This window comes from Gemmata palustris (assembly GCF_017939745.1).
Taxonomy (GTDB): Bacteria; Planctomycetota; Planctomycetia; order Gemmatales; family Gemmataceae; genus Gemmata; species Gemmata palustris.
The window spans coordinates 1,272,779-1,285,198 of the sequence record NZ_JAGKQQ010000001.1 but is presented as its reverse complement, the minus strand read 5'-3'; the positions used below and the strand labels follow the sequence as shown (position 1 = coordinate 1,285,198).

Genomic DNA, 12,420 nt, shown 5'->3' with positions numbered 1-12,420 from the left:
GAGAGCGTTTCACCGCAGAGGGCACATGAGGGCGCGGAGGAAAGCAAGGACTGAAATGATTCGTTTTCAATCCGGTCTTCTCCGCGCCCTCATGTGCCCTCTGCGGTGAAACGCTCTTGTCGAGTCCGGGCGTTGCCGTGAGCGTTCCGCGCCTCAGGAAGAGAAGTAGACAACACGGGAACATTGATCGGGCTTGGTGGAACGTTCGCGTTCTGCCAAAGCCGGTCACAAAACACGCGGGCCGGGGGCGAAATCCCCGGCCCGCGTCATTTCATCCGGTAGTTCTCATCAATCCTTCGGTTGTAATCTCACCAGCGCTTGTATCAAACTGAGGCACTGCGGGAAGTAATGGGTGTGGAACGCAACGAAGCCAACAGCGAGGGCGCGTGAACACCGTCGTTCAGATCCTCGACACCATCGCCGAAGAAGCCGCCCGCGGGGACCGCACCGACGGCCAGTTGCTCGACCTCTTCGTGCGATTGCGGGACGAGCGCGCGTTCGCAGCGGTCGTGCGCCGACACGGTCCGATGGTGCTGGGCGTGTGCCGGCGCGTGCTCGGCAACGCGACCGACGCGGACGATGCGTTTCAGGCCGCGTTCCTGGTCCTCGCGCGTCGGGCCACAACCATCGACACGCAGCGCCCGCTCGCGCAGTGGCTGCACGGCGTCGCGTACAACACGGCCCGCAAGCTCCGGCAATCGAACGCGCGCCGGGCGGCGCGCGTCCGGCCGCTCGCAGAAATCACCGAACCGCCCGCCCCGTCACCGGACGAACACAACGAATTGCTCGCGGTCCTCGACGACGAACTGAGCCGCTTGCCCGAGCGCTACCGGGCGCTCATCGTGCTGTGCGACCTTGAGGGCCACACGCGCAAAGAGGTCGCGCACCGGCTCGCGTGCCCCGAGGGAACGGTCGCGGGGCGCCTAGCACGAGCACGCGAGTTGCTCGCGGCTCGCCTGACGGCGCGCGTGGGTACACCCGCAGCGGGGGTGCTCTTGGCCGCACTCACGGACCGTATCGCGAGCGCAACGCTCCCCGCAACAGTGACGAACACGGTTCGCGCGGTCGCAATCGATAATCTCGTGCGCGCGACGGCCAACGGCCTGATCTCGCGCCGCGCCGCGGACACAACCGAAGGAGTATTGAGAGCCATGTTCTTGAAAAACGTCCGGGCCGTAGCGTCCGTAATCGTGTGCTGCGGACTGGTGCTCGCGAGCGCCGTCGGTCTGTTTCATTTCACGAACGCCAGCGCGCAACCCGCGCCGGAACCGAAATCCCCGCTGGAATTACTCGGGCTTAAAGAGGCGGAGAAACCGGCCGCCGTAACCAGCGGGCCGAAGGCGCTCACCGTTGTTCCGCTGCGCGTGCTCGATAGCGGCGAAGCTGCCGCCACACTCACGAAACTATTCGACGCGAGAACCACAACGATCACGCCCCTTCCAGAAGACAAAGCACTGCTCGTCTTCGCCGACGCCAAGACAACATCACAGATCGAATCCGTGCTCGTGAAACTCGGCGAACCGGCCACCAAGAAGCCGAGCGTGTTCCGCCTCGACAAAAAGGCGGATTGCGCCGAAACCGCCAAGACGCTCGCGGAAGCGTTCGGCAAGTCGCGTGTGACCATCGTCCCGGTCCCGGGTGACCACGTGCTGCTCGTGTACGCGACAGAAAAGGACACACAGACCGTTCAGAAACTGCTCGCGAAGGTGCTCGCCGGCGAACCTGCCGAGTCTACCACGCGCGTGCTACGGTTGAGGAATCGGAAAGCCGAGGAAGTAACCCCAGTCATTCAAACGCTCATAGCACCACGACGCTTGCAGGTGGTGGCATTGCCGGCACAAAATCAACTAATCCTCGTCGGCCCACCGGACGAGATCGAAACCGCTACCCGGATCGTCGATGAGATGGAGAAGTTGATCGTGAAACAAGAGGCCAAGCCGACACCACCCGGCACGGACCCGCAATTCGGGGCGGAAGGACTCGACCCGTTCCACACCAAGCCGGGTGTCGACCCGCACATGGTTCTGCCGAGTGCCAAGACGTTCACCTTCAACGTGAAAGACGCACCCTGGGACGAAGTGCTCGACACGTACTCCAAGCTCTCCGGTCTCTCGCTCGTCACCACCGTGAAACCCACCGGGAAATTCACCTGCACCCCGGGGAACCGCACGTTCTCCCTCACCGAGATTACCGATTTCATCAACGAAGGGATGATGCAACAAAAGATGATCCTGGTGCGCGGGAAGCTCACGTTCTTCATTCACCCCGCGGACGAGAAACTCGACGCCAAAATGATTCACCAGATCGAGCTGAAAGACCTCGGGAGCTACGGTCGCACGGAACTGGTGCAAGTTGCTATTCCGCTCCGCGTGTTAGACGCGGCAGACGTCAAAGACGAACTCCGCAAACTCCTGTCACCGTTCGGCGAGATCGTGTTCGCGCGAGGGAATCGCATCGTCGTCTGCGACACGGCCGGGAACGTCGCGCGGATCGTCAAAACTCTCGAAGACATCGAAAAAGCGGCCCCGAACCCGAAACCCAACCCGGTCACCCCTCCGGGCGGATTCGATCCGCGAAAGCCCGCGGGCGGACCAACAGCGCCCGGATTCGATCCGCGCTTCGGCAACGACAGAACCGCCCGGCCCGATACTGATCCACACATGGTTCTGCCAGAAGTAAAGGCGCTCACACTCAACTTCAAAAACGCGCCCTGGGCCGAAGTGCTCGACGCCTACGCGACTGTAACGGGACTGAAAGCCAATGTCAGTTCCAAGCCCACGGGAACGTTTACGTTCGCACCACCTAAAGTGGACCAGCGGTTCACGATCGCCGAAATCACCGACATTCTCAACGAAGCACTGATCCCGAAAGGATTCCTCGTCATTCGCAGCGAAAAGAGTTTCACCCTCATCTTGGCTGACGAGAAAGTGGACCCGTTACTTGTCCGGGCCGTTTCAGGTGCCGAACTGGAAACTAGCGGAAAAACCGAGTTAGTACGGGTTGAGGTTCTGATTGAGTGGGACGTTGATGACAAGTTAGTTGCTGATTTGAAGCAGATACTCGGGCAGTTCGGTAGGATCACTCTTTTAAAAGATCGGCTCGTGGTTCAGGGGATCGCGAGCCACGTCACGAAGATGTTGAGCGCGCTCCCCCAAGTGAAATCCAAGAAGTGATTCAGGACGGGTCCGCGAGAGTGGGCAAAAACATACCGGCCGGGCTGTACCCGGCCGACGCTCTTAGCGCTTGCCCGGCGTGAAGGACTTCAGCTCCTTTATCAACCCACCACCCGCCTTCACGACCCCGACCTCGGGCGCGTACCAGAACGTCACTTTGTTGTTCTGGACCCACTCGACTTCGACTCGAATGGCCTGAAACTTACCCGCCCCGACCTCGACCGGTTCCGGCCCGTGGGACGCGAACAGCCCCCGAATTTTGTCCGCGTTCAGGCTCTGGGAGGTCCACGCTGCGCCTTTCTCGTGTGGGAGTCTGAGCATCGGGATAGCCGGATTACAGACCTCTTTGCCCATCGACACGATGAACACGCCCGCCCCGGACACCTGCCAACAGGTCGGGTCGTTAGAGTTGCCGTTGACCGTCACGAGCTTCCCGCCGCCCTTATCCTCGACGGCCGTAATCTCATCGGTCGTCTCGTTCTGGCCGTTGAGCACATAGACCCACTTCGTCCCGACCGTCGTCGGGAAGTACAGCGCCTCGTTATTCCGCATGAGGTGTTTGGGAACGGGCGCGGCCTGCGTAGAAGCAATGAGGACCGCAACGGCGAGGAGCGGGGCGAGCGCACGGAGCATGGCGACACCTCCGAGTGGAGAAGCAGATTCGATGGTACCCCACCCAATTGCGCGCGTCCAGGCGCTGAATGTCACACGCGACTCACGTTGATTCCGAGATTGATGCGGGATGTGTCGAGAGGCAGGAACCCAACACTTCAGTCATTCCGACGCCGCTGCGCCCGGCCGCCCGGAACTGATCGGCGAGCGCGATGATTCGCTGTGCGGCTTCGGTCAGTCCGACGCCGCGCGCGTGGATGTTCGAGATGAGGTTGCGATCCGCATCCGTGTGCCCCCCGCGCGGGTGGAACGCCATGTACGCGGACAGGCTCTCGGCCGTCGCCAGTCCCGGTCGCTCGCCGATCAGCAGCACCACCACGGCCGGCGCGAGCAGGTCACCGATGTCGTTCATTACTCCAACGCGGCAGTAGCGTACAAAAACCGGTCTGCCGAACGACCACCCGCGTTGCGTCGCCGCTGCGTGCAACCGGTCGAGCAGTTCCGGCGCCTGGGTCGCGACCGCGGTGGCGGAAAGCCCGTCGCCGATTATCACCTGAACGTCACACCCCGACGAGCACTCCGCGCGAACACGTTCGCGGGATGTGTCACTGAGTTTTCGCCCCAAATCGGGCCTTCGCAGGTATTCCCCTTTTGACGCGACTTGCGACTCGACACCGAACAGACCGAAGCGCGCGACCCGCTCGGCCCCGAAGTCACGTTCCAGATCCACTTCAGTGTGGACCGCGTCGCGTGCGGCAGCGTGATCTTCGCGGAGCCGGAGCCACGTCGACGTCCGATAGCCGAGCCCCGCGCGCCCGACCAGCACGCGGGCCGGTGTTTGGGCCAGCGCGAGTTCGACCGGATCGAGCGGTGCCGGCGAGTTGTCACTCACGGCGCGGCTCCTTTTTCGCCCTCGTGGACCGCGGCTTCGGCCGCGGCAATCGAATCCGCCTGTGCCCGCGTTTCGATCCCGTGCGGAGGACCCGGGAACGTGTAGCGAGCCACAGTGAACCACATCACCGTGAGCACCGCGACCATCGCCCCTACCACATACGCGGCCTTCTCGCTCGGCGGTTGCACGCCAATCACCAGCAACAGCCCGCACCCGAGAACGCTAATCACCGCGAGCGGCCGGAACCACCGGCCGAGGGTCCACGGCCCCATCGCCGTCCACCACCGCCCGTAAGCGATCACGCCGATCGCGGTCGGCAACACATACGAGATGTACAGCAGCACCGCGGCGGACGCGGCGATGGTCGCGTAGGCTTCGGCGAACAGCGTGAACAACACCGCCAATGTCGCGACGAGCCAAATCGATACCGGCGGCGTGCGGAACCTCGGCGACACGAATCGCACCCACTTCGAGAACGGTAGCCCACCGTCGCGTGCGAACGCGAACGCCATGCGCGAGGTCGAGGTGACCGTGGCGAGTCCGCACAGGTATTGCGCGAGCACGATTCCACCGCACAACACGAGGCACAGCCAGCGCGGGAGCACATCGCCCATCGTGAACACGAACGCCTGCTCTCCCCTCTCCGCTACCGCAGTCGGGTCGCGCATCGCCAGCACCACCGCACACAACATGAACCAGCCGAAGAGCGCGGACACCCAGACGGACCGGACGATTCCCCGCGGGACGTTCCGGGCGGCGTTCTCCGTTTCCTCCGAGACGTGTGCGGACGCATCGAACCCGGTGATGGTGTACGCGGGGAGCAGGAAGCCGAGAGCGAACAACCACACAAGTGATTGCTTCGCCGGCCACACCGGATCGACGCTTTCCGCCCCCTCAACACCGGGTTCGGGTGAGTGGGGGAAGCCGCTGTAGTTCGTGAACGTCCAGAGTCGCTCGAAGTCGTAACTCGGCGCGGCCACACCCAGCGCGACCGTAATCACGACTGCAACAAACAGAATCCAGTACCCACTGAAATCAGTGAGGATGCGCGTGACGCGGATACCCAGGTGATTGATGATCGCGTGCGACGCGGTGATGAGTGCCACGACCGCGAACTGCATCGCGGGGGTGGGCTTCACGTCCGGGGCGAACGCACCCAGCGCGAACCGGAACGTGCCGACGTTGATCGCTGCCAGCACCGCAACCAGCCCCGCGAGGTTGAACCACGCGGTCGCCCACCCCCACCCGCGCCCGCCGAGAGTGGCCGCCCAGTGGTACAACCCGCCGGCCGTCGGGAACGCGGACGCGATCTGCCCCATCGTTGCGGCCACGCACAGCGCGAACAGCCCGACTAGCGGCCACGCGATGCCAATAGAGGCCCCACCGACGGAACAGAACCCCACGTGAAAGGAGGTGATCCCCCCTGCGAGAATGCAGATGATGGACAGCGAGATGGCGAAGTTCGAGAACCCGCCGAGTACGCGGGCGAGTTCCTGCGCGTACCCGAGTTTGTGCAGGGTGCGAACGTCGTCGGACTCTTCCGGCGCGGGCGGGGCTGGTGTTGACATGCAAACGTTGTATGGAAGGCCGAGCTACCGCCCCGCCTCGGCTTCGTTCCGGCGCGCGGCTTCGGACGCGACACCCTCAACAATGCTTTGTGCGCCGGCTTCCACAGTTTGCTCTAGCAACGATTCGTACCGACACGGGACACCTGCGGTTTCTCCCAAATATCGATCGCGGTCACACCCCGCCATAAACACGACCGCGAACAGTGCCGCGGCCCGCGCCGAGCGCCGGTCGAGCCACTTCCAGACGCGCTCGCGTTTCGTCGCACAGTCGGACGTCATCACGTGCCCGTCGGGGCGCCGGTAGATGCGCAGACACGGGAGTTTGTCCCCGCCGGCCACCAACTGCACGGCTTCGGCGCGCGTGAGTTCGCTCACGTCGTGGACGTTCTGGCTGCACTTGTCGCAGAACCGGGTACGGTTGTCACCTCGCATTGCGTCCCACGACACCGGGCACGCGATTGGAATCGTGATCGAATCCAGCGCATCGATCGTGGGCAACGGGATCATCGCCGAACCTCGGGGAAGTGATTGCTACATGCCTGTTTACTTACTCACACCTAAAAATTTCGGGAACGCCTTCTCCGCACCGATTCCGAATTGGCTGATTTGAACCCCATCGGGCGCGGTCGTCTGTACGAGAACGCATTTGATCCCGTCAGGCTGATGCACCAACGTGAGCCGATACGTCTTACCCCAAGGATCAATGGTGTCACTCTTGCCGTTCGGCAAGAACGAAGCCTCACGAAACGGCGGGACGTTCAGGTCCGCCACACTCACGGGCATTCTTTCGTCGTCCGTGACAGCCGGGTTCGATGAACTCACTGCGTAAGAATCAACGGCGTGTGATAGCAGCCGACAGCCGAGTTGCGCTTTATTTTTCGCGGACTCCAGTTCTTCCGACGCTCGAACCGGAGGTAAAACAGCCGCCCCCGCCCCTTCCCTTTGAGCGTTTCGGTCGGGTGTCTCTGCTTTCATTTCTTGGAGCCGCTCATGAGCCGCAAGCCATGCGCCACTGCCCCCGAGGAGTATCCCAACCGATAACCCTAGCGCAGTTCCGCGGTTCCACCAATTCGAGTGACGCATATTTGCCTCGCAATGAGTTTCCTCCAGATAAACTAGGAGTTACGCAGTTGATGGCATGTCATGCCCTAAAGCATTGCTAGATAACAGCTTGCGCCTTAGAAAGCTCGCACAAGCGGCCGCATCGCAAGAGGTTGAAATCAAACAACTTAGGGCGCGAGATGCCCTCAACTGCGTAACTCCTATAAACATAAATTCCTTCGCCGTTCACTTCTTTTCTTCGGCCGAAGTGTGATCGTGGACGATCTTCCAGCCGTCCGGGGTCTTGCGCAGGATCAGTGTGAAGCGCCCGCGCGCGGTCTTCTTCGCGTCGTCCTTCTCCTTCTCGAACGTTAACTCGAACTTCCCGCGCATCATGGCCGCGTTCGGGCTAAACGTCTCGACATGCAGATCACTGAACACGAGCTTGCCCATCTCCTTACCGTCGGCCTTATACCGCTTCTCGTAGCGCTCTTTCGTCTTCTTCCACCCGGTCGTGATGTCGCCACCGGAGATGAACGTCAGTTGGTCGTCGTTCCAGTACCCGGCCATGAACCCGTCGAGATCGCCCTTGTTCCACGCGATCACTTGTGCGTCGAGCACGGCACGGATGTCCTTCTCGTCGCCCGCCGCAGTGCTGGCCCCAGTCGCCCGCGCCACCGTGGTGATGAGTGCGGTTCCGCCGCCGACCAGCAGCACGAACAGCACGATGTTGGCCAAGCACGCGATCCGAAGGAACTTCGCGCGAAACGCGAGTTCGGTCGCCAGTGCGGAGGGGGACGTGGACATGAGGAGCCTCGTGGGTGGTGCCCGCGTGCGGCCCGCGCTCGGAATCAGCGGACCGCACCAAATGGAACGGTTCCGGATAGCATACCACGCGGGTTTACCCTGACCCGCCCGACCGGTAGAGTGATGGCACCTATTCACGGGGGCTACCCTCATGCAAGCCGCACTCGACTGGCTGAACAAGAATCACGAAGACATCGTTCAGGGGTTGGCCGAACTGGTCGCGATCCAGAGCATCAGTACCGACGGTGAACACAACCCCGAAATCGATCGCACCGCGAAGCTCACCTGCGATCAGATGCGGCAGGCCGGGCTGCACAACGTCGACATCCTGCGCGTCGGCCAGTCGCTGCCGTATGCCTACGGCGAGTGGCTCGAGGCCCCCGGTAAGCCGACAGTGTTCCTCTACGCGCACCACGACGTTCAGCCGGTGAACTTCGTCGAGCAGTGGCTCAGCGACCCGTGGAAACTCACCCGGCGCGACGGCCGACTCTATGCTCGCGGGTCCGCCGACGATAAAGCCGCGATCTCGGCCCAACTCGCTGCGATCGCGGCGTACCGAAAGACCGGCAACACGCTCCCCGTGAACATCAAGATGCTCGTGGAGGGCGAAGAAGAGGTCGGCTCGAAGAACCTCCTGAAGTTCTTTGAAACGCACCGAGACAGGCTCAAGTCCGATGTGATCGTCGTGTGCGACACGGAGAACATCGAAGTCGGGATTCCGAGCATTACCTACTCACTGCGTGGGATCGTCGCCGTGCGGGTTGACGTGACCACGGCGAAGATCCCGGTCCATAGCGGAATGGGCGGCGGAACGCTGCCGGATGCGGCCATCGCACTGAACGCGATCCTCGGCCGACTGTATTGGGACAACGGGCCGCTCCCGATCCCGGGCTATTACGACGAGGTGCGCCCGCTCACCGATAAGGAGCGCGCCGCGTTCAACAAACTGCCGGCCGACGCCGAGAAGGTCCGGCAGTCGATCGGCATGGTTCCCGGCGCACGATTATCGACGGAGAAAGGGTACAGCGACTACGCCCAGACGTGGCGCCGACCGGCCATCACGGTGATCGCGCAGGAAGCGAGCTCGATCAAGGGTGCATCGAACCAGGTGCTGCCGAAGGCGTCGGCGATCGTGAGTTGCCGAATCGTGCCGGACCAGACCCCGGAAAACGTCCTGGAGAAGCTCACGGCGTTCCTCACCGCGAACCCGCCGTGGGGCTGCGAGGTGGCTGTAACTCCGGCCGGCCCGCCGGTGAAGTGGTGGATGACCGACCCGAACGGCCCCGCGTTCGAGGCCGCCCTTTCCGCGATGCGCACAGGCTTCGACCGCGACCCGGTCGCGATCGGCGGCGGAGGAAGCATCGGGTTCGTCGGCCCGCTCTCGGAACTGTTCGGCGGCGCCCCCGCGCTGCTCATGGGCATCGAAGACCCGGCGAGTAACGCGCACGCCCCCAACGAGAGCCTGCACGAAGGCGACTTCAAGAAGCTCATGGCCTCGCTCGTCGGGCTGTTCGCCAACTTGGGGAAACTCACACCCAGTAGCGTGAAGTGACCCGGAAGTGGTCCGGTCGCCCGGACCGTTACCAACCGGCTCCACCGGTTCGACGAACGGCGCCCTCGCGCCCACGGCCCCGAACCGGATGACCGTGCTCCCGTGGCGGGAGTTGCGAGCCGAACTCGGGTACCGCAAGGCCACCCGCGCCCGCCGCGGCTCCGCCAACTACCTCAAGAGCTGGACTCCTTGGCCCACCGGCCGGACTTGCCGACATGTTTTTTGAGGCCTATCGCTGGCCATCGGCTTGATAGAGATCAGCGAGAAGTCTCCTAAAATAATGAGGCGCGAGCGCGCGGGAGGTGCTCTCGCGGTCGCGCCTCGTTCAATCCACCACGGGAACCCGATCAACCGAAATAGCCCCTCTTCCCAATCGCCCGATTTCAATTCGCACAAAATGGGTTAACGGCCCGCAATCGCGCGCTGTTCGCGCGAACCGCTCAACACTGACTTGACCGCAGCGCCCCGCGCTGGCATACCGGCGCCCTTCACGCCAACGGCTGGACGAGAGGCACCCCGCATGGGCACGCGGCGAGTAGTTACGCACCGGCTCCGGGCCGCCGCGATCGCGGTCTGTGCCCTCGCCCTCGGTCAGACCGGCTGCGCCGTCGCTCCGCCCCTTGACAACCCGCTGACCGTTCGCCGCACGGAGATCGAGAACCCGGTCCTCGTGTCGCCCGGCCAGCCCACGGCCGAATCGTACCGCGAGGTCTTTGAAAAGGTCATCGAGGTGCTCGACGACTACTTCGAGCTCCAAACGCCCAACCCGTATGAGGGGCGCGTGACGACCAAGCCGCGCGTCGCCCCCGGGTACGAGCAGTTCTGGAAGGCCGGGAACCCGGACGCGCGCCAGCGCCTGTTCGCGACGTTCCAGAGCGTGCGCCAGATCGCGACCGTGGAGATTCGCGCCGGGGACCGCGGCGGGTATCTTGTGTACGTCGTCGTCGAGAAGGAGCTCGAAGACGTCCCGCGCCCGGCCCGCGCGACGGTGGGCAACGCGGTGTTCCAGGAATCGCCCACGGTGGACCGACAGTTGGAAGTCGTCAGTCCCGAAACCGCCACGAACCGGTCCTGGTTCAAGGTCGGACGGGACTACGCCTTCGAGCAGGAAATTCTGCGGCGGATTCGCCAGTGCAAATAGGAGAGTTCCGAGTCCCGAGTTGCACGTTCCGAGTTAAAAACGCGAAAGCCGAGCCGATCGTCTTCGCGCGGAACGTGCAACACGGAACGTGGAACTTGTGAACGATGGCGGAGCGGGCGCTACGGCTACGCTTGGGGCTGTTCATGGGCGCGTCGCTGATCGCGCTCGCGGGCCTCGTCGTACTGTTCGGCGGCACGCCGCGGCTGTTCTCGACCGACGCCAAATACTCCGTTCTGTTTCCCGAAGCGCCGGGGATCGGGCCGGGAACACCCATCCGCAAATCGGGCGTGCGCATCGGCCAGGTGACGGCACTCGACCTCGACCCGGTGAGCGGGCAGGTCCGGGTGCGGATCGCCGTCGAGCGCAAGTACCTCCCGCGCACCTCGGAAGAAGCCCACATCACGCGCGGGCTGCTCAGCGGGGACACGGCGATCGACTTTCTGCCCAAACTCGGGCCGGACAATCAGCCGGTCCCGCGCGGCGACGAATGGCCCCCCGAGAGCGATATTCTCGGCGCCCCGCCCATCACGCCCCGGAGCTTCGTCGGGCCGGCCACCAACGCGCTGGCCACCGCGCAACAGTCGCTCGACAAAATCACCAGAGCTTTCGAGAAGATGGAGAAGATCGGCGACCTGAGCCCGAAAATGGAACTGGCGGTGGACGAAGCGACCGGGCTGTTCAAGGACGTCCGCGCGTTCATTCCCGAACTCAAGAAGACCAACGCGAAGCTCCAGAACCTTCTGGGTGCGGACGGACCCGCGCCTCCACGAGCCGGTGCGCCGGCCGCGGGCGCCGACCTGCCTGTCGGCTTCGTTGTCGCAGCGCAACCGGCCGGCCCAGAAGAACCGAACATCAAAGCGCTCATCCGCGACGCCCAGGAAGCGCTCCGCACGATCAAGCCCGCGGTGGACGACTTCCGCGCCACGATGAAGCGCCTCGAACCCGAGGTGGCCGCAGCCGTGAAGGGCGCGCGCCAGGCGTTCGATGGGGTGAACGACGTTCTGTCCCCGGAGAACCGCAAACAGTTCGCGGAGGTGCTGAAGAACCTCAACAGCGTTGCTGTGACCGTTGTCAAGTTCGCCGGTTCGCTCGGTGCGATCCTCGATACCGCCGAGAAAACCATCAAGAACATTGACGGCCGCGTGACCGAGGTCGGGCAGATCGTTGCCGACGTGCGGGCCGTGACCCGCCCGCTCGCGGCGCGGTCCGAGAGCCTGGTGAAAAACGTGACGGACGCGGCGGACCAGTTGAGCAAGATGATCGCGGAGATTCGCGGCATCGTGACCGCGTTCGGTAAAGAGAACGGCACGATTCAAAAGCTAATCACCGAGCCCGGCGTGTACCAGAACCTCGACGCCGCGGCCGGGTCGCTGGCCCGCATTCTGGCGCGCTCGGAGAAAGTCACCCGCGACTTGGAAGTGTTCGCCGATAAGGTCGCCCGCCGGCCGGAACTGATCGGCATCGGCGGGGCGCTGCGCCCCAGCGCGGGGCTAAAAGACCTGCCCGGCGTGCCGAGCTTCCGCCCGGACTGGCCCCCGGCCTCGTCCGCCCGCCCGTTCAGCGGACCGAGTTGGCTGGAACCGGCTCCCGGCGGAAAGCCCCCACCCGTGCAGGGCTATCCGCCATAAATGAAC

Annotated in this window: 10 protein-coding genes; 4 read left to right on the top strand and 6 right to left on the bottom strand. The window is 63.5% G+C overall.

The features are described from left to right. The first annotated feature begins 386 nt into the window (after nucleotides 1-386). On the top strand, nucleotides 387-3,173 hold the full coding sequence (locus tag J8F10_RS05180; RefSeq protein WP_210652794.1) for a sigma-70 family RNA polymerase sigma factor: 2,787 nt from the start codon (nucleotides 387-389) through the stop codon (nucleotides 3,171-3,173). A gap of 63 nt (nucleotides 3,174-3,236) precedes the next feature. Here J8F10_RS05180 and J8F10_RS05175 read toward each other — a convergent pair whose 3' ends face one another. The 6 genes from J8F10_RS05175 to J8F10_RS05150 all read right to left on the bottom strand — a co-directional run bounded on the left by J8F10_RS05175 (nucleotide 3,237) and on the right by J8F10_RS05150 (nucleotide 8,093). Beyond that, nucleotides 3,237-3,806 carry a hypothetical protein gene (locus tag J8F10_RS05175; RefSeq protein WP_210652793.1) on the bottom strand — a complete coding sequence of 190 codons (570 nt, stop codon included), beginning with the start codon at nucleotides 3,804-3,806 and terminating at the stop codon, nucleotides 3,237-3,239. 82 nt (nucleotides 3,807-3,888) lie between these two features. Beyond that, on the bottom strand, nucleotides 3,889-4,677 hold the full coding sequence (gene eutC / locus J8F10_RS05170; protein WP_210652792.1) for an ethanolamine ammonia-lyase subunit EutC: 789 nt from the start codon (nucleotides 4,675-4,677) through the stop codon (nucleotides 3,889-3,891). After that, complete coding sequence (locus J8F10_RS05165) at nucleotides 4,674-6,245, bottom strand: amino acid permease (protein WP_210652791.1); 1,572 nt, start codon at nucleotides 6,243-6,245, stop codon at nucleotides 4,674-4,676. Before J8F10_RS05165 ends, eutC begins: the two co-directional genes overlap by 4 nt. A gap of 24 nt (nucleotides 6,246-6,269) precedes the next feature. After that, nucleotides 6,270-6,752, bottom strand: a complete 483-nt coding sequence (locus J8F10_RS05160) for a hypothetical protein (protein ID WP_210652790.1) — start codon at nucleotides 6,750-6,752, stop codon at nucleotides 6,270-6,272. Nucleotides 6,753-6,788: 36 nt separating this feature from the next. Further along, nucleotides 6,789-7,028, bottom strand: coding sequence for a hypothetical protein (locus J8F10_RS05155; protein ID WP_210652789.1), 240 nt, complete (start codon nucleotides 7,026-7,028; stop codon nucleotides 6,789-6,791). Between the two features lie 504 nt (nucleotides 7,029-7,532). Next, nucleotides 7,533-8,093: a YybH family protein gene (locus J8F10_RS05150; protein WP_210652788.1), complete on the bottom strand. Its 561-nt coding sequence runs from the start codon at nucleotides 8,091-8,093 to the stop codon at nucleotides 7,533-7,535. 151 nt (nucleotides 8,094-8,244) lie between these two features. Here J8F10_RS05150 and J8F10_RS05145 point away from each other — a divergent pair, with 151 nt between their 5' ends. The 3 genes from J8F10_RS05145 to J8F10_RS05135 all read left to right on the top strand — a co-directional run bounded on the left by J8F10_RS05145 (nucleotide 8,245) and on the right by J8F10_RS05135 (nucleotide 12,414). Then, nucleotides 8,245-9,645: a M20/M25/M40 family metallo-hydrolase gene (locus J8F10_RS05145; RefSeq protein ID WP_210652787.1), complete on the top strand. Its 1,401-nt coding sequence runs from the start codon at nucleotides 8,245-8,247 to the stop codon at nucleotides 9,643-9,645. 520 nt (nucleotides 9,646-10,165) lie between these two features. Continuing rightward, entirely contained in the window at nucleotides 10,166-10,786 is a 621-nt protein-coding gene (locus J8F10_RS05140; protein WP_210652786.1) for a hypothetical protein, read from the top strand. 104 nt (nucleotides 10,787-10,890) lie between these two features. After that, the gene (locus tag J8F10_RS05135) at nucleotides 10,891-12,414 is read left to right on the top strand and encodes an MlaD family protein (protein WP_210652785.1); all 1,524 of its coding nucleotides are present in this window, start codon (nucleotides 10,891-10,893) and stop codon (nucleotides 12,412-12,414) included. Nucleotides 12,415-12,420 lie beyond the last annotated feature (6 nt).